Origin of the sequence: Niabella yanshanensis, from assembly GCF_034424215.1 — a bacterium.
Taxonomy (GTDB): domain Bacteria; phylum Bacteroidota; class Bacteroidia; order Chitinophagales; family Chitinophagaceae; genus Niabella; species Niabella yanshanensis.
Genome location: NZ_CP139960.1, coordinates 4260463 through 4282499 on the forward strand (window position 1 = coordinate 4260463; position 22037 = coordinate 4282499).

The 22037-nt window shown below is 42.7% G+C and carries 19 protein-coding genes; 14 read left to right on the plus strand and 5 right to left on the minus strand.

The window, feature by feature from the left end; translation table 11 throughout:
* The gene (locus U0035_RS17735) at positions 1 to 5031 is read right to left on the minus strand and encodes a translocation/assembly module TamB domain-containing protein (protein WP_245957759.1); all 5031 of its coding nucleotides are present in this window, start codon (positions 5029 to 5031) and stop codon (positions 1 to 3) included.
* Between the two features lie 237 nt (positions 5032 to 5268).
* Here U0035_RS17735 and U0035_RS17740 point away from each other — a divergent pair, with 237 nt between their 5' ends.
* From U0035_RS17740 to U0035_RS17760, 5 genes are all read left to right on the plus strand, one after another.
* The gene (locus U0035_RS17740; protein WP_114791766.1) at positions 5269 to 6099 is read left to right on the plus strand and encodes an alpha/beta fold hydrolase; all 831 of its coding nucleotides are present in this window, start codon (positions 5269 to 5271) and stop codon (positions 6097 to 6099) included.
* A 25-nt stretch (positions 6100 to 6124) separates the two neighbouring features.
* The gene (locus tag U0035_RS17745; protein WP_114791699.1) at positions 6125 to 6370 is read left to right on the plus strand and encodes a hypothetical protein; all 246 of its coding nucleotides are present in this window, start codon (positions 6125 to 6127) and stop codon (positions 6368 to 6370) included.
* Positions 6371 to 6384: 14 nt separating this feature from the next.
* Positions 6385 to 6849 (plus strand): PA2169 family four-helix-bundle protein, encoded by a 465-nt coding sequence (locus tag U0035_RS17750; protein ID WP_114791698.1) that lies wholly within the window; start codon positions 6385 to 6387, stop codon positions 6847 to 6849.
* A 20-nt stretch (positions 6850 to 6869) separates the two neighbouring features.
* Complete coding sequence (locus tag U0035_RS17755; protein ID WP_114791697.1) at positions 6870 to 7028, plus strand: phosphatidate cytidylyltransferase; 159 nt, start codon at positions 6870 to 6872, stop codon at positions 7026 to 7028.
* A gap of 142 nt (positions 7029 to 7170) precedes the next feature.
* A complete protein-coding gene (locus tag U0035_RS17760) occupies positions 7171 to 7374 on the plus strand; it encodes a hypothetical protein (RefSeq protein WP_114791696.1) in 204 nt (67 codons plus the stop codon).
* An 89-nt stretch (positions 7375 to 7463) separates the two neighbouring features.
* Here U0035_RS17760 and U0035_RS17765 read toward each other — a convergent pair whose 3' ends face one another.
* The gene (locus U0035_RS17765; protein ID WP_114791695.1) at positions 7464 to 8666 is read right to left on the minus strand and encodes an NAD(P)/FAD-dependent oxidoreductase; all 1203 of its coding nucleotides are present in this window, start codon (positions 8664 to 8666) and stop codon (positions 7464 to 7466) included.
* A 108-nt stretch (positions 8667 to 8774) separates the two neighbouring features.
* Between U0035_RS17765 and U0035_RS17770 the strand changes: the two genes are divergently transcribed.
* Together U0035_RS17770 and U0035_RS17775 are read left to right on the plus strand one after the other, a co-directional pair.
* Positions 8775 to 9800 (plus strand): ligase-associated DNA damage response exonuclease, encoded by a 1026-nt coding sequence (locus tag U0035_RS17770; protein ID WP_114791694.1) that lies wholly within the window; start codon positions 8775 to 8777, stop codon positions 9798 to 9800.
* Positions 9800 to 11389 (plus strand): ATP-dependent DNA ligase, encoded by a 1590-nt coding sequence (locus U0035_RS17775; protein ID WP_114791693.1) that lies wholly within the window; start codon positions 9800 to 9802, stop codon positions 11387 to 11389. Before U0035_RS17770 ends, U0035_RS17775 begins: the two co-directional genes overlap by 1 nt.
* A 238-nt stretch (positions 11390 to 11627) precedes the next feature.
* Here the strand turns inward: U0035_RS17775 and U0035_RS23020 are convergent, their stop codons facing one another.
* Entirely contained in the window at positions 11628 to 11924 is a 297-nt protein-coding gene (locus tag U0035_RS23020) for a transposase (RefSeq protein WP_211316476.1), read from the minus strand.
* 404 nt (positions 11925 to 12328) lie between these two features.
* Here U0035_RS23020 and U0035_RS17780 point away from each other — a divergent pair, with 404 nt between their 5' ends.
* The 4 genes from U0035_RS17780 (at position 12329) to U0035_RS17795 (ending at position 16606) form a co-directional block, all read left to right on the plus strand.
* On the plus strand, positions 12329 to 14797 hold the full coding sequence (locus U0035_RS17780; protein WP_114791692.1) for a ligase-associated DNA damage response DEXH box helicase: 2469 nt from the start codon (positions 12329 to 12331) through the stop codon (positions 14795 to 14797).
* A 70-nt stretch (positions 14798 to 14867) separates the two neighbouring features.
* Positions 14868 to 15503, plus strand: coding sequence for a ligase-associated DNA damage response endonuclease PdeM (gene pdeM, locus U0035_RS17785; protein ID WP_114791691.1), 636 nt, complete (start codon positions 14868 to 14870; stop codon positions 15501 to 15503).
* Between the two features lie 48 nt (positions 15504 to 15551).
* On the plus strand, positions 15552 to 15719 hold the full coding sequence (locus U0035_RS17790) for a hypothetical protein (RefSeq protein ID WP_162817924.1): 168 nt from the start codon (positions 15552 to 15554) through the stop codon (positions 15717 to 15719).
* 86 nt (positions 15720 to 15805) lie between these two features.
* Positions 15806 to 16606 (plus strand): M48 family metalloprotease, encoded by an 801-nt coding sequence (locus tag U0035_RS17795; RefSeq protein ID WP_114791690.1) that lies wholly within the window; start codon positions 15806 to 15808, stop codon positions 16604 to 16606.
* A 54-nt stretch (positions 16607 to 16660) separates the two neighbouring features.
* On the opposite strand, the gene U0035_RS17800 is transcribed toward U0035_RS17795, so the two are convergent.
* Positions 16661 to 17008: a hypothetical protein gene (locus tag U0035_RS17800; RefSeq protein WP_114791689.1), complete on the minus strand. Its 348-nt coding sequence runs from the start codon at positions 17006 to 17008 to the stop codon at positions 16661 to 16663.
* 177 nt (positions 17009 to 17185) lie between these two features.
* On the opposite strand from U0035_RS17800, the gene U0035_RS17805 reads away from it, so the two are divergent.
* Positions 17186 to 18484, plus strand: coding sequence for an HAD-IB family phosphatase (locus U0035_RS17805; RefSeq protein WP_114791688.1), 1299 nt, complete (start codon positions 17186 to 17188; stop codon positions 18482 to 18484).
* A 24-nt stretch (positions 18485 to 18508) separates the two neighbouring features.
* On the opposite strand, the gene U0035_RS17810 is transcribed toward U0035_RS17805, so the two are convergent.
* Positions 18509 to 19165: a metal-dependent transcriptional regulator gene (locus U0035_RS17810; RefSeq protein ID WP_114791687.1), complete on the minus strand. Its 657-nt coding sequence runs from the start codon at positions 19163 to 19165 to the stop codon at positions 18509 to 18511.
* Between the two features lie 99 nt (positions 19166 to 19264).
* On the opposite strand from U0035_RS17810, the gene U0035_RS17815 reads away from it, so the two are divergent.
* Both U0035_RS17815 and U0035_RS17820 read left to right on the plus strand, forming a co-directional pair.
* Entirely contained in the window at positions 19265 to 21556 is a 2292-nt protein-coding gene (locus U0035_RS17815) for a TonB-dependent receptor (protein WP_245957758.1), read from the plus strand.
* Between the two features lie 3 nt (positions 21557 to 21559).
* Positions 21560 to 22036: a thioredoxin family protein gene (locus U0035_RS17820; RefSeq protein ID WP_114791685.1), complete on the plus strand. Its 477-nt coding sequence runs from the start codon at positions 21560 to 21562 to the stop codon at positions 22034 to 22036.
* Position 22037: the final 1 nt, after the last annotated feature.

Consider the following 22037-nt stretch of genomic DNA (forward strand, 5'->3'; position numbering starts at 1 on the left):
TTAAGGTTGTTGCTGTTGCTGCTCTCTCTGCTGTCTTCTGGCTTCACGTTCCTTTCGTAATTTTTCTTCGCTCTTAAAACTTCTGAATATTTCGTTGAAACGGTTATAATCAACTACCATGACAAAGCCTAAACCCGTTTCAATGATCTGGCCCTCTACTACTAATGTAGACTGATTGCGCCGGTAAGCCCTGAGCCTGTAGCGCCCGTCCCTCGACAGCGCATACTCGATATTTACGTTGCCGGCGATATTGGCCCCGTTATTGTTTTGAGTGCGTGCTCCCTCCAGGGCAAAATCGCTACCTACGGTTATCGTTAACCGGTCATTCAAAAGACGTTTCGAAAGCGCCACATTCAGGTCGGTACGTGTTTGCTGAGTTCCCGTACTAAAGTCATCCTGCGAAGTAAGGTCAAATGCCACATCCACTCCTTTAATAAGATCTGAAGCCAGGTTGTTCAGCTGCTGTGTTAATAACCTGCTTACACTCTGGCGGGCCAGCATTTCGGGAGACGCACCTCCGGCAAGGCTTTCAAAAGGATTTTCGGATATAAACCTGTTTAGCGCCAATACTGCAAAAACCTGTTTATTAAGTTCGCTGGGGTTGGAGTTTACCTGCATTAACCGGGCGTTTACAATACCATCTATAGCGTTTCTTTCATTTTCAGGCAAGGCAATTTCGAAGTTGATCTTAGGTTTCAACAACTGTTCTGTCATCTTCAGATAAACCATAAATGGTAATTTTTGCCGGGCCCTGGTTTGTGTGGATTGATCTAACCCGGACAGCTGGTCCGCAATTAAATCAATAGGGGCGGTATTAACATTGTATACCGCGGTAAGATCCACATTGGCTTCCGTAGGTGCGCCGGTCCATTGTATATAGCTCCCCTGTTGTAATTCAAATTTTCTTTTCGCCAGTCCTCCAATAGAAAGATTGTAGTTGCCGCCCGAAACAAGATAGCGTCCCGTCATGGCTATTTTACCGCTGGGGTCCATTGTTAAGTTCAGTTCTGCTTCGCCCTTCACCAGCAAGGCATCGCCGTTTGCAGGATCCACTACAACAGTAATTTCGGCTTCCTTCTCTGTTATCAGGTCCATCGAAACATTTAGCCCTTTTAATTTGGATCTGGTTAAGCTGTCCACGTCCAACGCTTCCCTGCCGTTATTCGGCGGTGCATCCATATCTACAAATTCCACAACACCCTCCTGGCTTACGATATCCGGATCACTGTCGGGGATCGCAAAGAAAAAGCGCGTGTCCTTATTGATTCTTAAAGATCCCGTTACTTCAGGTTTGTTTAAATCGCCTCCTACATTGGCATTCAGGGTTAAAAAAACTTTACCATAGAAAAGCTCATTGTCTTGCGACGTGGAGTTGAGCGCCATAAAGTTATTAGCACGCAATTTCAGATCGAACCCGAAATCCTGGTAGTTGGTTGTTTTAATTAAACCATTAACTGTAAATGCCTGGTTGGCAGAATCTCTCAAGGTAAAGTTGTTAAACCTGATGCCATTGGATACGAAAGAAATGTTTTCATCATTTAACCTGAAATAAGAATTCAGCTGTGCTACGTTTAAGCCTGCATTCTTAAATGCTAAATTGCCTAATACTTTTGGGGCCGTTAAAGGTCCTTTTGCCGTCAACTGTCCAGTTAACGTACCCGAGCCATTTTTTATCTGGCCGCTGCTGAGACTTTCAATAAATTTTAGGTCAAAGCGATTGATGCTAACTGTCATATCCAGCGAACCTTTGTCGGAGGTATAATAATAGCCTCCTACTTTTACATCATGTACACCAGTTAAGGCAACATCTACTTTAAATGCATCTTTGGTATAATTGTCTGCCAGGATTTTTACATCACCCAACTGATCTTTCTGGTAACGCAATTTGTTGATCGTAAGGTCAGCTTCAAAAGCCGGAGAATCCTGTATATTTTTTACATCAACCGTTCCGTTAAGTGTACCCCCTACCAAAGCAGTGTCCTGTTCTGCATAACGGGTTAATGTTTCCAGCATAAAGTTTTGGAAGTTCACCTTAACAGGAGAATTGGCCGCTGTTGAAGCGCTGTTAACAGATAGTGATTGCCCGTTGTTACTGATACTGAAATTTCTGACGTATATGCCGGCTTCTCCGTATTGAATCAAATTATCCTGCGCTACCTGCCATCTGTCGTAATTCAACAGTAGTTTCTGGGGATCTAATGAAAACTGGTAGGTTTGATTGTCCGCTTTAAAGTTTCCACCGATCATATATTTGTCCTGGTTTTTACTATCGCGTAAAAACACGTTCACCCCAAGTATATTGTTGGCCGCTGCCCCATTGATAGATGAATTGTATAATTTAACTGCCGGACTCTCCACACTTTTTATATCAAGGGTATAGGCGAGTTTCGAGCTGTCGTTAATATTGCTGACGTTAAGCGTAGTATTCTTTACATCAAAGCTATCGTATACTATATGAGGGAAACTGGCATTGACGAGCAGACTGTCTGCCTCTGTATCTAAAATGCCGTTTAAAGAAGAAGGGGCAAATGTATACAGGGAGGGAACAAACTCTTTCAATAATTTAGAATTGTGTATCATTATATTAAATCGCATCTTCTGCGGATCGGTTTTCTTCACCGGGGCAAAAGCATAATACTTATGTATTTCATTGGTAAATGCCTGTCCGATTTGCGTGAGTTGGTATTTGCCGCTTAAATCTGCATTAACGATGTCAGATATTAATGTCAGGTTGTTTTCTGTTGCCGTGGATAAAGCGTTAAGGTAAATAGTATCCAGGTTGATAATACGTCCATCCATTGCTACCTGTAGGCTGGCAACATTAGCGGTTCCGTTCAGGTAGTCGGGGTCAACTGTGGGGAAATCGAGCGTGGTAAGTCCTGCAATTTTAAATTCGGAAGTAGCAAAATTTAGCTTTTGCAGGTCAATATTTTTTAGATCTATCGTGCCTTTTAAGGATGGATATTTACCAGCTATATTGACATTGGTATTAATGTCAAAATGAGCATTGGAATCAGGACTGCTGGCTTGCAATTGCAATGCCTGTTTGGCGTATCTGCCATCCAGTTGAATATCGCGGTAATTATACTTGTTGTAGTAAGCACTGTAAATGGTCCCCTTAACGGAAGCATTAGCTGTTTGAGCCGAAGTTCCAGTTCCTGCCACATCCAGGAAAAGACTTATCGTTCCAACATCGGTTCTTTTCAACAGGCGACCTACGTTAAACTGGTTGAGTTCAACAATAGCTTTATACGATGGGTTTTTCGAAGAACCACCCATTGCTGCATTCACTTTTGCCGAGCCCATATCCGTACGTACACTCAGGTTCGTAGCAAATTTGCTGATGCTGCCTGCAAATTTACCATTGGCCGCAATCTGGTTAGGCAATTCAATACTGGTAGGTAAGGTCCCTTTGGGGAGCAATGCATTCAGGTCAGATCTGGAAGTGGTAAACTTTGCAATGTTGATATTAAAAAGGGTATTGTCTACTTTAGGTAAACCCTTAATGGTTCCTTTAATATCAATATTAGTGTTTTTTAGCCCGCTTAACTGTAGCTGATTAATATCAATATCATTCAACCTGCCTCTAATAAGCGCTGCCAGGTTTAATTGTTGATTACGGTAAGTGGCCGGAACGGAGGATACAAAATAAGCGGCATCTGCCAAACCTAAAACCGATTTGCGAAACTGGATGTTCATGTCCACGCGCTCGGGATGTTTACTCAGATCATCCTGCGACGTATAAGTGACCAGCGAATTATTGTCAATGTAAGTATGGGGCGTTTTAACCAGCAGGTCTTCAACACTGATCTGTTTGTCGTCATAGATTATTTTACCTCTTAAATCATTTAATACAAAACCACTGGTGTCGGCCAGTTTACCACCGTTAACAGTAGCTTTAATACCTGCACTATCAATTGCAATGTTTTCACCACTGATACCCAGATTTTTTATATTCAGGTGGTTGAAATCCATTACTCCGTTCTCTCGGGGCGCAGCGAGGTTATCGTACTTAATATGATTGTTAGATAGAATGATCCTGTTGAGATAAAGGCTGAATGAAGATTCCTGTGCACTGTCTGCTGCCTCTTCAATTGCCGCTTCATTCGATGGGGTAGGCCGGTATGCAAAGTCAATAACAGAGTTGCTTAGTTCCCCGTTACTGGTTTGGTACCTGCCATGTGTAAGGTCGATAAGCAGGTCGTTAAAGTTGAAAGTTTTTAGTAAGGCAAAGGCTCTGGTGTCAGAGAGCCGGTCGTCATATTTTAAATCGATGTCGCTAAAAGCAAAGTTTTTCACCTCTATCAGTGGTAAACGTCCTCCTGATTCTTTTTCCGTGCTGTCAATAGCCGCATCTGCTTTTTGTTGCAGCACAGTTAAAGGTTTGTTCTGGAAGTACTGCAGCCGGGTATTGGCTAGTTCGAGCTTATCCAGCACATAATGCATTTGTTCCAGGTCAAACTTGTCTACTCTTGCACTTAACCTACCTAGCGAAACACCGGCATCGTTTCCTACTACATCATCCCTGAACTTAATGCGGATATCGTTAAAAGTGATTTTGTCTAATTTCAATTGAAGAGGCGCCGTCGAGTCTTTAGGCGTTTCCGGTTCTTTTTCAGCTGATACAAAAGCGTCTACGAGAAACTGGTAGTTAAAACTGGTATCCGGATTAACCCTGGTAAGATTGGCATTGACATTATCCAGCTCAATATTACTAACAGCAATGCGACTCCGGATCAGGCCGATCATATCCAATTGAACAGCCAATCTACCTGCATATAATAAAGTGTCTTTTTTCAGATCCTGTACATAAAATTGGTCTAGTTGTAAGCCGGTGGGAAAATTAATTCTTATCCGTTCCAGGCTGATCTCGGTTCCTGTCTTGGTTTTTAAATAGGATACAACTTTATCTTTTACGAAATTCTGGACAGCAGGTATAGTTAGCGAAATAGCTACCAGTATAACAAGCATGATAACGCTCGCAATAACCCACAATATAATCTTCAGAACCTTACGTGCTACGCTACTCAAAAAAAATAGTTTTTCAATATGAAAAATAAAGGATACATCTTATTGTCGCTCAACAGGGACATTATAAGATTATCATTTACACAAAAGTATAATTTATACAAATTGCGTGCTACTTTTCCTGGTGTGGCAAATTTTACACAGTGCACCCTGTTTTTTAGAATATTAAGTATAAATCAGGCAGTTGGCTTGGTTTTGGTACTAGTTCAGGCGTCCATTAGCAATGTAAAAATTAAAGATATGCCTTATATAACCAATACAAAAAGTTCAGGCGAAGTAGCTATATTTTATGAAGATCATGGAGCGGGGAAACCTGTGATATTAATTCATGGGTGGCCGCTAAGTCACCGCTCCTGGGACGGGCAGGTAACGGCATTGGTGGCGGCAGGCTATAGAGTGATTGCCTATGATAGAAGGGGTTTTGGCCGGTCTGGTACAGAATGGAACCGGTATGACTATGATACGTTGGCTTCCGACCTCCATGCATTGATAACCGGGCTGAATTTAAGTGATGTGGTCTTAGTGGGTTTCTCAATGGGAGGAGGGGAAGTGGTTCGTTACCTTACTAATTATGGTACGGAGCGTATTTCGAAGGTTGCTTTGATTGCCTCCATAATTCCACTGGTCCCTCAAAAAGAAGATAATCCTGATGGGGTTCCTCAGGAAGAGCTGGATAAAATTACAGATGCTTTGGAAACAGACCGCCTTGCATTTCTTAAGGATTTTCATAAGAATTTCTATAATTATAGTATGCTGAAGAAAGATGTAAGTGAAGCAAGATTAGACGCTGATTTTATTGTGGCTTCAGGGGCGTCTGAAAACGCTACACAGAAAGCGGCTGAAGCCTGGGCCACTACTGATTTCAGGCCCGAACTTAAAAATGTAACAGTACCCACATTAATTGTGCACGGTGATTCGGATAATATTGTACCTATCAAAACTTCAGCTGAGCAGGCCGCTAAAGGCATTATTAATAATGAGTATCATATAATTGAAGGGGCTCCTCACGGTTTAAACGCAACCCATGCTTTTGAACTAAATAGCCTCTTATTAAACTTCTTAAATAAATAATTTTTCTAACCTCAAATAAATGATCATGGAAGATAATAATGGCAGAGCATTTACAATAGAAGCCAAAGTGGGTGGCAAAATGCAACAGGTGCAGGTTGCTGCTTCAGAAACCACAGATGGGGCAGCTTTTTACATTTGCCGGGTAGCAGATGATGAAATTACCCAGGTAAGAAAAGACGAGCAGGTGTGGAAACAAATATGGGGCGAACTGGATGAAGCTGATGTGAAGTCAATCGGAGCGGCAATAGAGGGTGCTGTATTAGAGGAGTAATTAAAAAATGATGCATGGAAACAGGAAATACTAATATACAGGTGGAGATACTTAACGATCTCATCCAGATCAACAACGACAGGATCGCCGGGTATGAAAAAGCCATCGATGGACTTGAGGAAGAGGGTAACGAAGATCTGAAGCGTCTATTTCGTCACCTGATCAATAACAGTCTCGATTATAATGAAACCCTTGAGCGACAAATTGGCTTGCTGGATGGGGAACCTGCTTTGGGAACCTCAGGTGCCGGCAAGCTATACAGGGCATGGATGGATTTCAAGGCGCTTGTAACCGGAGGCGATCGCGCGGCTATTCTCGGAAGTTGCATAACGGGTGAGGAAACAGCGATCCGGGCGTATAAAGAGGCTATAGGTGACGGACAGTTGACTCCCGGCCTGGAGCAATTGTTAAACCTGCAGCTTGCTGAGCTCCGGCAGTCGTATCAGGAAATAAACGCCTTGAAAGAGGTGCTTGAATAATAACCCCTTAAACCTTTTATATGAAAAAATTATCGTTATTCTCAATGGCCATTTTGGCTTCGTTTATGTTGCAAAGCTGCGAATTGGTAGAAGGCATTTTTAAGGCCGGGATGTGGTGGGCCTTTTTTCTGGTAGCATTGGTGGTTATCGGACTGTTTTGGCTGCTACGCAGAAAATAGCCGGTTTTTGAAATATGGCAAGCAATTTGCAATAATTAATAAGATAGTAACACCGCTTAATCATCCTAAAACTGCGGTGTTGCTATCAGCTAACTTAAAAATGCGGTAGCTGTTGTAAACAATTTTAAAATAATATATATATATGAGAGACGCTTTCACCAACAACTCCAGAAACTTCGGCAGTAGTGACGCTGCAAGTGCCTTTCCTATCAGGTTCACCGGAGATGCAATTCAATACTTATCCGCATCAATGTCCATTAATCTTAACGACTGGAAGTGGCATGAAGAAGAGATCAACGGTCAGAAACATTGTATAATTACAGACCGGTTGTTATCAGATATGTGATAGTGCTCTTATTGGGCCAGTCAGCAAAATGTAATGCTGAATGGAAGTGCGGTTGCAATATTGTTGTAACCGCTTTTTTGCATTTTGAACTATCTTTTAAAGCGATAATAGTAAGATAGTTCGTTGGGCTTATCAGCAAGCATATCTTTTATAATTTGTCTGCCCTGTATGGAAAAGGTAATGCCGTTTCCTCCGAAGCCCAAAACGAACAAAGCATTTTCGAAATCGGGATGGGGACCTATATAGGGTAAACCATCTTTAGTAGATCCGAAAAGACCGGCCCACATAATATCTTCTATGAAATGAATGCCGGGCATCAGCTCCAGCAGCTGCTTCATCAATTCTTTCGATTTCTTTTCCTTGTTTTCTTGCATATAAGTAGCAGAAGTAAACCTGCTGTCGCCGCCACCTACCAGCAGGCGTCCATCATCCGTAGTGCGCATGTATAAATAAGGTGTGCGCGTGTTCCAGAGCAATATATTATTCACTTCTTTGTTGATCTTTATTTTCTCCTCGCTAACACAGGCATAAGTGCTGTGGAGGTCTGCAATACGCTCGTCGAACATATTCACTGTTTCGTACCCCGTACAATAAATTATTTTCTTTGCCTTTACGCGGCATCCATTTTCAAGAGAAATAGTGACGCCCCTATTTTTATGATCGATTTTTTTGATGTCTACCTGGTCGTACACTAGGAGGCCGCGCCGGGTATTGATGCTGATCAGCTCGTGAGCCAGTTTGTAGGCGTCCACACTGGCGGCTACTGATGATAAAATGCCGCCAAAGGACTGTAAGCCATATTTCCTTTTTATTGCCGATGCAGTTAGCCATTTAACGCCTAGCTTATTTTGGTCTCTTGCTTCAAACTCTTTGTATAAGTGTGGGCTGGCAGCTTTGGTGTGAGCCAGGTATAGCGACTGTTTTTTCCGGAAGCCGCAATTGATCTTTTCTTTACTGATCAACTCTTCTAATTCCCTTATCGCTGCTATTCCTGCCTTATAACATTTTACTGCAGCATCAGTACCAATCTTATCTTCCAGTTTATATAAAGGTACATCAATTTCATATTGAAGCATAGAAGTAGTAGCTGACGTACTTCCCAGCGCGATATCATTTTTATCGATCAGGATCGTTTTATAACCTTCCCTTACCAGCATGTCTGCAATCAGGGCGCCGGTGATACCGCCGCCTAATACCACGATGTCGGTAGACAGGTTTTGTTGTACAGAAGGGTAGGTATAAATAAGCCCGTTTTTCAGGAGCCAGAAAGACTCATAAGTTCGTAATCGCATATATGATTTAAATTGTGCTAATAATTAAACAATTATCAATCCAGATTTTTATATAATTGTTATTGGTTTTCAGGAACGATATTTGAAAAGATTAAGCAAAGCAATCATTTGAGCCTCCTGCAATTTACAAACAAAGGAATTTATTGTCAGCAAGGGAACTTCTATATCGATCCCTGGCAGCCGGTAGATTATGCACTGATCACACATGCACATGGTGATCATGCCCGGTGGGGTAGTATGCATTACCTGGCTCACGAGGTATCCAAACCCATCATGCTGGCCAGGTTGGGCGCCGATATCAGTATTGAAACCTTACCTTATGGAACCACTAAAATGATCAATGGCGTTAAAGTGAGCCTGCATCCGGCGGGTCATATTGTAGGTTCGGCCCAGATAAGAATGGAATATAACGGCTTTGTAAGTGTGATATCCGGTGACTACAAAGTGGAGAATGATCATATTTCCACACCTTTGGAAATTGTAAAATGCAATGAGTTCGTAACAGAAAGTACGTTCGGATTGCCTATCTATAACTGGCTCAGCCAGCAGCAGATATTTAACAATATCAAAAACTGGATATCCGGAAATCAGCGCAACCAGCGTACCAGTATTTTTATTGCCTACAGTTTAGGTAAGGCGCAGCGACTGATGAAAGGCCTGGAAGGTATTGCACCTATATTGGTTCATCGTTCAATAGACCGGTTGAATAGAGCTATTGAAAGTGCGGGGATACAACTGCCGAAAACCAGCTTATGGTATGCGGACATGCCAAAGGTTGATGTACAGGGAAATATTGTGATACTGCCTCCTTCACTTTTAGGTACCAATGTTATCAAAAGAATTCCTAATGGTGCCATTGCTATTTGTTCGGGTTGGATGCAGGTGCGTGGCAGCAGGCGATGGCAGAGTGCTGATGCAGGCTTTGCTGTAAGCGATCATGCCGATTGGCGGGGTTTGCTGAACACGATTAAAGCTACCGGAGCGGAGCAGGTATTTGTTACCCATGGCTATACTGCAACCTTTTCAAAGTATTTGAATGAGATCGGTATTAGTGCTAAAGAAGTAATAACCCAATATGGTAATGATGAAGAAGCAGAGGTCACAGGCCCTGAAACAAAAGAGGAGGGTAGGTGATGAAAAATTTTGCAGCACTGATACAATCCCTGGAGATCAGCAACAAAACCAATGATAAGATTGATGCGATTGTTGACTACCTGAAAATAGCTCCCGATAATGATAAGCTATGGCTAATTGCTTTATTTACAGCCAGGCGACCCAAGCGTCCCGTAAAGTCAACATTGATTCGCGAGTGGGCGCTGGAAATTTCAGGATTGCCGGAATGGCTGTTCCTGGAATGTTACAGCAATGTGGGCGACCTGGGAGAAACCATTAGTTTGATATTGCCCCAACCACAAAGCCGCATTGACAAAACGATTTCGCAATGGATGCGCGAGCTGTTGGAACTGGGTACAAAAACAGATGAAGAAAAGAAAGCTTATGTTTTGGAAGCTTGGAATGGACTGGACTATAACCAGCGGTTTATTTTTAATAAGCTGATCGGAGGTGGTTTCAGGATCGGGGTATCTTATAAACTTTTGGTTAATGCACTTTCGAAGTTTAGTGGCACCGATGAAAGTACCATGATGCATAGTATTATGGGCAAATGGGATCCGCTGGAAACGGAGTTTGAGGACTTGATCGGTGGCGTGCATGTTAACGCAGACAATTCAAAGCCTTACCCTTTTTGCCTCGCTTATCCCATTGATAAGCCGGTGGAAGAATTGGGCAACCCTGAAGACTGGCAGGCCGAATGGAAATGGGATGGCATTCGCGGCCAGATCATCAAACGGAATAACGAATTTTTTGTATGGAGCCGGGGAGAGGAGTTAGTAACAGAACAGTTTCCTGAATTACAGTTGCTGGCTCCCCATTTACCGGATGGCACTGTAATAGATGGTGAGATATTGGCGGTAAAGGACGGGCAGGTACTTAATTTTAACCAACTGCAAAAAAGATTGAACCGTAAGACCATCTCTAAAAAATTGCTGGAGGACATACCGGCAGGATTTTATGCCTATGATCTTTTAGAACACGTGGGAGAAGACATTCGTGAAAAAGTATTTGCTGAGCGCAGGCAGTTACTGGAAGAAGTAATGGAAAAAATACCTTTTGGATATGTATTATTGTCCCCGGTGGTGAGTTTTGATCAATGGGGGCAGCTGGCCGCTATACGTGAGGAAGCCAGGGATGTGAATAGTGAAGGTATTATGCTAAAGGCCAGAAACTCGATATACCATTCAGGTCGTAAAAAGGGCGATTGGTGGAAATGGAAGATCAATCCCCTGTCGATAGATGCCGTATTGATCTATGGACAGAAAGGTAGTGGCCGCCGCAGCGCTTTCTATACGGATTATACATTTGCGATCAGGTCGGGTGATCAGCTGGTTACAATTGCTAAAGCATACTCCGGTCTTACGGATAAGGAAATTAAAGAGGTAGATAAGTTTATAAAAGCGAATTCTCTGGAAAAATTTGGCCCGGTACGAACGGTAAAGCCAGAACTGGTTTTTGAAATAGGATTTGAAGGCATTGCTGAAAGTAATCGCCACAAGTCGGGTGTGGCCCTTCGATTTCCCCGTATTCTTAGGTGGCGTAAAGACAAAAAAGTGGATGAGATCAATACGATTGATGATCTGAAAGAAATGTTGACGAAATATGGTTAGGGTGAATGTAATGCGAATTTTGAGTCTTGTTTGGATATAACCTCTCCGATCATCTTGTCGCCGCTTCGAATGAAAAATCTTCCAATTGAATGAGGACTAGCCTTGTTTACCCAGCATAGGGTCTTTTGACAAAGAGAGACAAGGCCACAGGCCTGAATCATTTTGTAACAGCGGAATTTATTCCGGTGATAAAGCATAGCCTCCAATCCGAGTGCCATGGGCACGGTACATGCTTATCCTATTTTAGCTCATGAAAAATATATTGTGTATCATAGCTAATTTTAAATTTTTCAAGTAACTCAAGGTACTCCTCTCTAAATGTTTTGTGCTGATGGTGTTCTTGCTGATTTTGCACGTATCTGAATATTATGTCAACATCCCGCTGGCTATAGGAAAATACGCCATAACCTTCCTGCCACTCAAACCTTTGTTTTGTAAGCGCATGATCATTGATATATTTTGATGACTTGGCTTTCACTATTTTCATCAGTTCTGAAATGGATACTACAGGCTTCAGCCCGAAAAAACAATGCATGTGATCTGCAACTCCGTTGACAAAAATGGTTTTTACATCCTGTTTCGTTTATTAGATTTCCTATCACAGCTTGTATGCTGGTTCGCCATTTATCGTCAAGCATAGCGCTCCGATGTTTAACAGCGAAAACTGTCTCGAGGTAGATTTGGTAATAAGTGTTTGCCATAGGTTTTATATTTTGGCATAAAAGTGTAGTTTTTAGAATGCTTCGAGCTTACGGCTCTCAACCGTAATTTTTGCTTTTTTTTCAACGGACTAAAGTCCATTGTTAAAACAATAGTTCGAGCCTTTGGCTCTGCGGATTGAAATTATAGCATTTCAAAAGGAACCCGTTGCAAAAAAATATTGATAAGTAAGAGCCCGGGTTGTAAATTCGGTAGTTTAAAAGTTCGTCAATCGCAGATATGGTGAAGCGCATTCAATCCACCCCCGGCTACCAGATCGTTGAAGACTGGTTTACATCTTTAGAGAACCGGCCATTCAGTTTCCAGCAGGAAAGCTGGCAGCGCTTTCACGAGGGTAAATCCGGACTTGTGATCGCCCCAACCGGTTTTGGTAAAACTTTTTCTGTTTTCTTTTCAGTAGTGATACACTATCTCAATCATCCCAAAGAATATGGCGATGGGCTGAAGCTGATATGGATCACACCTTTGCGTTCGCTGGCAAAAGACCTGGGCAGGGCAATGTCAGAAGCTTTAGGACAACTGGGGCTGGATTGGGAGGTAGGCGTAAGAAACGGTGATACCTCAACAGCCGAAAGGCAGAGGCAGGTAAAGCGAATGCCCGATGTATTGATTATTACGCCGGAAAGTCTTCATTTACTATTCGCTCAAAAAGACAATACCCGTTACTTCAAATACCTGAAATGTATCGCGGTAGATGAATGGCACGAATTGCTGGGCAGTAAACGGGGGGTGTTAACCGAGCTGGCGATATCGAGGTTGAAGCATATTGTACCTGAACTTCGTATCTGGGGCATCAGTGCTACTATCGGCAACATAGAGGAAGCCCTGCAAGTGCTGATCCCATATGACGATACACCTAAAACCATTGTTAGGTCAAAAGAAAAAAAGAAGACGGAGATTATATCTATCATTCCTGACGAAATAGAAGTGCTGCCCTGGGCCGGGCACCTGGGTACCAAGATGGCTGCGCAACTCATCCCTATTATCAATGAAAGCCGTACCACGCTGATCTTTACCAATACCCGCGGGCAAAGCGAGTTGTGGTACCAGGTTATGCTTTCTGTAGCACCCGATCTGGCCGGCCAGCTGGCCATTCATCATGGTTCTATTGATATGGAATTGCGCAACTGGATTGAAGATATGCTGCATACTGCACAACTGAAAGCAGTGATCTGTACGTCTTCCCTCGACCTGGGCGTTGACTTTAAGCCGGTGGATACGGTGATACAGATTGGATCTCCCAAAGGGGTGGCCCGCTTTTTACAGCGTGCAGGACGCAGTGGACACTCACCTTTTGAAACATCGAAAATATATTTCCTACCCACCCACTCACTGGAGTTGGTGGAAGCGGCAGCTTTGAAAGAAGCGGCTTTAAAAGGTGTGATTGAAAGCCGGCAGCCGTTGGTGCAAACATTCGATGTATTGGTGCAATACCTGGTAACGCTGGCTGTTGGAGAAGGTTTCTTAGAAGAGCATGTATATCAGCAGGTGAAGCAAACCTTTGCTTTTAGTTATATGGAAAGGGAGGAATGGTTATGGGCATTGCGTTTTATTACGCAGGGCGGAGATGTATTAACGGCATATGAAGACTTTCAAAAAGTAATTATAGAAGACGGTATTTATAAAGTAAAGAACCGGCGCATAGCCATGATGCACCGCATGAACCTGGGCGTTATTGTGAGCGATCCGATGCTGAAGGTCAAGTTTCTAAGTGGAGGCTATATCGGGATGGTGGAGGAGTACTTTGTGTCGAAGCTCAATCCGGGCGATAAATTCGGGCTGGCGGGTAAAATACTGGAATTCACGATGATCAAAGACATGACGGTGCTGGTGAAAAAGAGCACTGCTAAACGTGCGATCACACCGAGCTGGCTGGGAGGCAGGCTGCCACTGAGTTCTAACCTGAGTGCTTTTTTACGCCATAAATTCAGCGAGGCATTACACCCCGGCGCCAAAGAATTAGAGCTTCGAAAACTACACCCTCTTTTTGTACAGCAAGAGGCTCACTCTCATATTCCAAAAGAAAGTGAGTTTTTGATAGAGCTGATCCAGACACGCGACGGTCATCATCTGTTCATGTATCCTTTTGAAGGGAGATTGGTGCATGAAGTGATGAGTGCCTTGGTAGCCTATCGCATCAGCCGCATTCAGCCCATCAGCTTTTCTATGGCCATGAATGATTATGGCTTTGAACTGCTAAGTGATCAGCCCATCCCGATGGATAAGATTGATATGAATCAGGTTCTGTCTGCTGAGCATCTTACCGAAGACATTGCCCGTAGTATTAATGCCGCTGAAATGGCAGGACGTAAATTCAGGGATATTGCAGTTATTGCCGGGCTGGTGATGAAAAACTACGCCGGGAAATATAAGACAGATAAAAACCTTCAATCTTCCTCCGGCCTTATTTTCAGGATATTTGAACAGTATGATGCTCAGAACCTTTTAATGCGACAGGCTTTTGAAGAGGTTTTTTACCAACAGCTGGAAGAACCCCGTTTAGCAGCAGCCCTGCAACGCATTCAACAAAGTAAGATCATTATTGTTAATGCTAAAGCCTTCACGCCCCTGAGCTTTCCGATAAAAGTAGATAGCTTGCGGCAGGATTTAAGTAGTGAAGAGCTGGACGCCAAAGTAAAGAAGATGCAGGATGAAGTGCTGCGGAAGGTGGATGGGAGAGGGGAATAGTGAATGGGAAATGTGAGTCGCAAATATTTAAAATAGATTATAAAATAGTGCTGGTTAGTTGTTGATATAAATGGAAATTGTTGTTCAAAATGAAATATTGATATTGTCTGCTTTACGGGCTATATACTGGCCGCGTAAAAAAGCGCTGATCCTGTCAGATATGCATCTGGGCAAGACCGGCTATTTCCGTTCAAAAGGTATTCCCATTCCTTCTACGGTGCTGGCTAATGATCTGCAGAGACTGTCGTTGCTGATCGACACCTATAGTCCGGAAACTATAGTTGTCGCGGGCGATATGTTTCACCATGATTATAATGCAGATATTGATTATTTTCATACCTGGAGACAGTTGTATAATAGCATAGCTTTTATTTTGGTGCCTGGTAATCATGATAAGCTGCTGAATATAGATTACCAGGCATTGAGCATCCAACTGACAGAGAAGAAGCATTGGCTGGAGCCTTTTACCATTATACATGAGCCGGTTGAACGCTCCGAAACCTTTATGATTAGCGGCCACATACATCCCGGCTATACCATGGCTGGTCGCGCCCGCCAAACTTTACGGCTTCCTTGTTTTATTATAGGCCAACGGCAAATAATTCTACCTGCTTTTAGTCTTTTTACCGGATTATATACGGGGCACCAGACCATCGATACGAATAGCTACTATTTGATTGGAAATGATACGATATTCAAAGTATAGCTTTCGTTTCGGCATGATTTTTTAAGCCATTGCTTAAACGATAAGTATATGTCGAAAACAACAAAAAAGTCTACGGATCCTATTGATTCTCCAAAAGAAGTTAAAGAAAGTAAAGATCCAAAAATCGACCAGGACGTTCCGGGCTTTCCCAGTCATCCTTCCAGTAAAGAGGATTTAAAAAAGAAAGATCCGGCTAATAAAACGAATAAAAAATAACGCAAATGTAATTGGGATGGAAGTGGGCAAATCTTTAATTTCGTGGCCAATATTTAAATCTTAAATCCTAAAAAGCATTTTTACTTATGAAAAGAATAGGGCTTTCTTTAATGGCCATCTCTATGTTGGTGGGTGCCGCTAACGCACAGTTAAAAGTTAACACAAAGGCTATCGGGGCGGTTGGGAAAGGTGTAAAAGCAGCTGCGTACAGTGATGCAGATGCAGCGCGTGATGCGGCTGCCGGCGTGAAATGGATGGATGAGCACAATCCTGTAGCGGATGCGAATGATCCGTATACAGTTCGTTTAAACAAAATTTTCGGTAAGCACAAATCTGAAGACGGGTTAAATCTAAACTACAAAGTTTACAAGGTGGTTGATATTAATGCTTTTGCATGTGCAGATGGTAGTGTCAGGGTTTTTTCGTCTTTAATGGACATCATGAGCGATGATGAGTTGCTGGCTGTAATTGGGCATGAAATCGGCCATGTTAGAAACCATGACTCTAAAGATGCGATGAAAGCTGCTTTAACAAGGTCAGCGGTTGCTGATGCTGCCGGTTCTCAATCGGGTGTGGCAGCTTCTCTGACGGATAGCCAGCTGGGCGCCTTAGCCGAAGCAATGATGGACAGTAAACATAGCCGTAAACAGGAAACTGATGCCGATACTTACAGCTACGATTTTATGAAAAAGCATGGTTATAATGTAATGGGCGCTTATAACGCATTTATGACTTTGGCCAGTTTGAGTGAGGGTGGTGCACAGGCATCTAAATTTCAAAAAATGATGAACTCTCACCCGGATAGTAAGCAACGCGCCGAAGAGGTGAAAAAAAGAGCCCAAAAAGACGGGCTTTGGAAAGAGGCTGATATCAAGAAAATAAAATAATCGATATTGTGATGATTGGTAAAAAAGCCAGTGATTTAAATCGCTGGCTTTTTTTTATGCGAATAACTCCTGGTCTTCCCTGTCTTCAGTTGGAATTTTTTTGATGAAATCGTCAAATTCCGGTCCCTCATGGTCGCTGTAGGCGCCGTATGCATCCAGTATGTAGCTGATCTTTCCCTGGGTGTCTTCAACTATATAAAGCACCGAATTATCGCCCGGATCGGAGTCTCCTTCAAACCTGAATGTCTGAAACAGGAGTAAATCCTCCGGCTGATAGATCTTGCCTAATTTTTCAGAAGCCATTTGTTTGTCATGATTTAATTTGATTTCGCTTTCCACACCCTTTTGTCTTAATTTTTCCAATACCTGGCTCAAGGTGGTCATTTCAGTTGGCTGTTGCATTTTGATTAGGTTTTAAAGAGTTATAAAGTGCTACGTTGTATGCGGTGCATAAATTAAGCCAAACTGCACCCGTTCTGCCACGCCAAAATCCTTGTATAGGAGTTCTTAATTCTGCTTACTTTTGCGCTTCTTTTGAATACCGGTCATTTTCATACAAACTGAACTATAGCGCTCTTTATGAAGCAAAAGAATTATTATATTATAGATTTCGACAGCACTTTTACACAGGTAGAGGCATTGGACGAGTTGGTTAGGATTTCTTTAAAGGATAATCCTGATAAAGAAAAAATCTTCAAAAAAATCGAAGAATATACCAACCTGGCCATGGAAGGGCAGCTTTCCTTTTCCGAAAGCCTGGCAGAAAGGGTAAAATTACTGGGCGCCAATAAAGAGCATCTAAAAAAACTGGTAACACATTTGAAAAAGAAAGTGTCTAAATCATTCTCGCGAAATGCACCTTTCTTTAAAAAACATGCAGATGATGTGCTGATCGTTTCCGGGGGGTTTAAAGAGTTTATCACCCCGGTAGTTAAAAAGTTTAATATAAAAAAGGAAAACATCTACGCTAATACCTTTTTATTCGACAGCGAGGGTACTATTATTGGCTACGATACAGCTAATCCTTTAAGCCAGGAAGGAGGGAAGGTAAAGCTGATGAAGGAATTGAAACTGGAAGGAAATCTTTATGGTATTGGCGACGGCTATTCAGACTTTCAATTGAAAGAAAGCGGGCATGTTAAAAAGTTCTTTGCTTACACCGAGAACATTTCCCGTAACAGTGTTACTTCAAAGGCCGATTACATCACACCCAGCTTCGATGAGTTTTTATACCTCAATAAATTACCCGGCTCTATCTCTTATCCTAAGAACAGGATCATTGCCATTGTAGCAGGCAGTGTTCCGGAGGAAAGCGTTGAGCTGCTCAGGCAGGAAGGGTTTACCGTGGTAGCAGAACAGGAGGCAGATGAAAAAACGATTCAGAAAGCAGGGATTCTGCTGGTAGCTGACAAAATTATATTAGACAGCAAGCAAATCAAAAAAGCCACACGTCTTAAAGTGATCGGCTATTTTGGTCATGCACAAACGGAATTGCCGGTATCGTTTTGCACCGAAAAGGGTATTGTTATTTTTGATGCATCTAAAACATCTGCAAAGGGAGCCAATGCTATTTCCCAAAGAATCATAGATTTTATCAACAGGGGATCTGTTCAGCATAGTATTAATTTTCCTTCTCTTCAACTGACTGCGGTAACAAAAACGCATCGCATTATTCACATTCATAAGAATGTACCGGGTGTTATGGCGCATATCAATACAGTACTCGCCGAGCATGCTATTAATATTGATGCGCAATATTTAATGACGAACCCAACCATCGGGTATGTCATCATTGACATCAATAAAGAATACGATAAGCAGCTGCTGAAAGAGCTGAAAGCCATTGAGCATACGATCCAGTTCAGGGTATTGTATTAATAGCCCGTACATCTCCGCTGCAGTTTAGATAACAATAATGTTATCTGAAAATTTCTGGCTTACAGATTTTGTTTCGCCGTTGATTTCGATGGTCATCATGCCGTCGAATGCCTCTCTGGCAATCACTTTGATCTTATTGTTGATGCCCAGGCCCAGGCTTACCACGTATTGGAGGAAGGAAGTTGAATTGTCTTTTACCGCAACCATTTTACAGGAACTGCCAGGCTCTGCTTTGGAAAGGGTTTTCTTGGATTGTTTCTGAAAGACCCCTTTTTCGTTGGGGATGGGATCGCCATGCGGATCATACTCGGGGTATTGAAGAAACTGGTCGAGCCTGTTGATCAGTTTTTTAGAGCGGATGTGCTCCAGCTCTTCTGCTACCTCATGCACTTCATCCCAGCTGAATTCCAGCTTTTCATATAAAAAGGTTTCCCATAACCGGTGCTTCCTGATCACATCAACGGCCAGTTCACGGCCGGTTTTGGTTAGTTTAATTTTCCCGTATTTTTCATAGTTGACCAGCTTTTTGCCCTTCAGCTTCTTCAACATTTCGTTCACAGACGCGGGTTTAACGGACAGGGCTGCAGCCAGTTCATTAGTGCCCGCTTCCTCTGTGGTATTGTCCAGCCCGATCTTAAAAATCGTCTTTAAATAATTTTCTTCTGTATATGAAAAGTCCATTCTTCAATTTTTAGGTTCGATGCCAAAGGTAGAATAATATTTTAAAATAAATTTGTTAGGCATGCCTAACTATTATAGTTTTGCATGGTAAACTTAATCATGAGCATGAAAGATGGATTTGTTCTGATTGCACTACTTTGCTGCTGGCCCTCCCAGCTGATAGCACAATCGGCATCAATAAAAGGAAAGGTGGTTAGCAATGGTAGCGCAGAGTCCTGGGTAAATGTATTCCTGGAGAATACCAACCTGGCAACGGCTACAGATAGTTTGGGCAATTTTAAATTGGACAGTATTCATCCCGGTCAATATAAACTGATTACAAGTCATCTCAGTTATGAGCCCTACATCAAAGAAGTTACAGTTGATGAAGGTCAATCTCTTACAATCAATATAGATCTCAGTGCCCTGGCTAAATCAGGTACATTAAAAGATGTGGTGATCTCCGGGACCATGAAAGCGGTGAGCCGGCTCGAAAGCCCTGTACCGGTAGAAGTATACACGCCGGCCTATTTTAAAAAGAATCCAACGCCCAGTATATTCGATGCGTTGCAGAATATCAATGGCGTAAGGCCGCAACTCAATTGTAATATTTGTAATACCGGGGATATCCATATCAACGGTTTAGAGGGGCCATACACCATGGTGTTGATCGATGGTATGCCAATTGTAAGCTCCCTGGGATCAGTGTACGGCCTTTCGGGTATTCCAAATTCCCTGGTGGAAAGGATTGAGATAGTTAAAGGCCCCGCTTCTTCTCTATATGGGAGCGAGGCCGTTGGCGGGTTGATCAATATTATTACACAAAAACCACAGAATGCGCCGCGGCTCAGTGCAGACCTGATGTCCACCACCTGGGGCGAGTATAATGCCGACCTGGGATTTTCGTTGAAAGCAGGTAAGAAGGCAAGCGTGCTTACGGGCATTAATTATTTTAATTTTCAAAACAGGATAGACCGTAACCACGACCACTTTACCGATGTTACCTTGCAACACCGTATATCCGTTTTCCAGAAATGGAATTTTGAAAGAAAAGAAAATCGCCTGTTCAGTGTTGCGGGAAGATACATGTACGAGGATCGTTGGGGCGGTGATACGCGATGGGATAAGCGATACCGGGGCGGGGATGAGATCTATGGAGAAAGCATTTATACCAATCGCGCCGAACTGCTGGGGAATTACCAGCTTCCTGTGAAAGAAAAGCTGTATTTTTCTTTTTCGCTTATTAACCACGACCAGGATAGCCGCTACGGAACCACTTCTTATATCGCCAATCAGAAAATTGCTTTTGGTCAGCTGGTGTGGGACAAAAAAATGGGTATACACGATTGGCTGGCTGGTACCGCCCTCCGGTATACTTACTATGATGATAATACACCAGGTACAGCCAATGCGAGCGGCAGGAACCAGCCGGAGAAGACCTGGCTGCCGGGTGTTTTTTTACAGGACGAAATGACGTTAGCTCCAAAACATAAGCTGCTCCTTGGTTTTCGTTATGATCATAATAATATTCATGGAAGCATTTATACGCCCAGGATAGCTTATAAATGGTCTGTTAACGATAATAACATAATAAGGCTGAATGCAGGAACGGGCTTCCGCGTAGTGAATTTATTTACCGAAGATCATGCAGCGCTTACCGGTGCAAGGGATGTGATAGTGGAAGATGACTTAAAGCCTGAAAGATCCTATAATGCCAATCTGAATTTTGTGAAGAAGCTGCATTTCAATTCAGGTACCTTCATTGGTTTGGATGCAACTGCTTTCTATACCTGGTTTACCAATCGTATTGTGCCGGATTATGAGTCCAATGTTAACCAGATTATTTATAGTAACCTGAATGGTCATGCAGTAAGTAAAGGCATCAGCCTGAATACGGATATTAATTTCATCAATGGCCTGAAGTTTATTATAGGAGGAACTTTGATGGAGAACACGCTAACGGAGAATGGAAAAACAGAGCAGCAGATACTTACTGAAAAGTTCACGGGTACCTGGGCTGTTTCCTATAAGATACGCCCCTTGCATCTTTCTATTGACTATACCGGGAATATATATAGTCCCATGCGCTTACCCCTGTTGGGAGATCTGGATCCCAGAAACCCCGAATCTCCCTGGTGGAGCATTCAGAATATCCAGTTCACCTACGACGGGTTTAAAAAGCTGGAACTATATGCGGGTGTAAAGAACCTGCTGAACTGGACACCGGCTAAAAGCACACCCTTTCTGATAGCCAGGTCCAATGACCCCTTTGATAAGAATGTAGTGTTTAATGATAACGGACAGGTGGTGGCTACGCCTGATAACCCTTACACTTTAACCTTTGATCCATCTTATGTATATGCTCCCAACCAGGGCATCAGGGGCTTTTTAGGAGTGAGGTTTAAACTGTAATAAATGAAGTGGTTAAAATACATACTCATCACCATTGCCGGCATACTATTGCTTTCACACATTAGCAAAGCGCAAGTAAAAGCTTACTCGTTTGAACAAGTGGAGACGCTTCAGAAAAATGAGAAACGGAATGTGGTTGTGTTTATTTATACGAATTGGTGTCAATACTGCCAGGCAATGAAAAGTACTACGCTGGAGAATGGCCAGGTTCGTAAAATGCTAAACGATCAGTTTTATTATCTTGCATTGAACGCTGAAGAAAAAAAAGATATCCGGTTCAATAACAAGCTGTTTAAGTATAAGCCCAATGGAGCGAATACAGGCGCCCACGAACTAGCCGAGGCCCTGGGCAATATCGACGGGAAGCTGGCATACCCGGCTTTAGTAGTATTAAACAGCAGGTACGAAATTGTTTTCCAGTATAGCGGCTTTTTACATACAAAAGCAATGCGTGCCGTGCTGGACAATACATTACAATAAA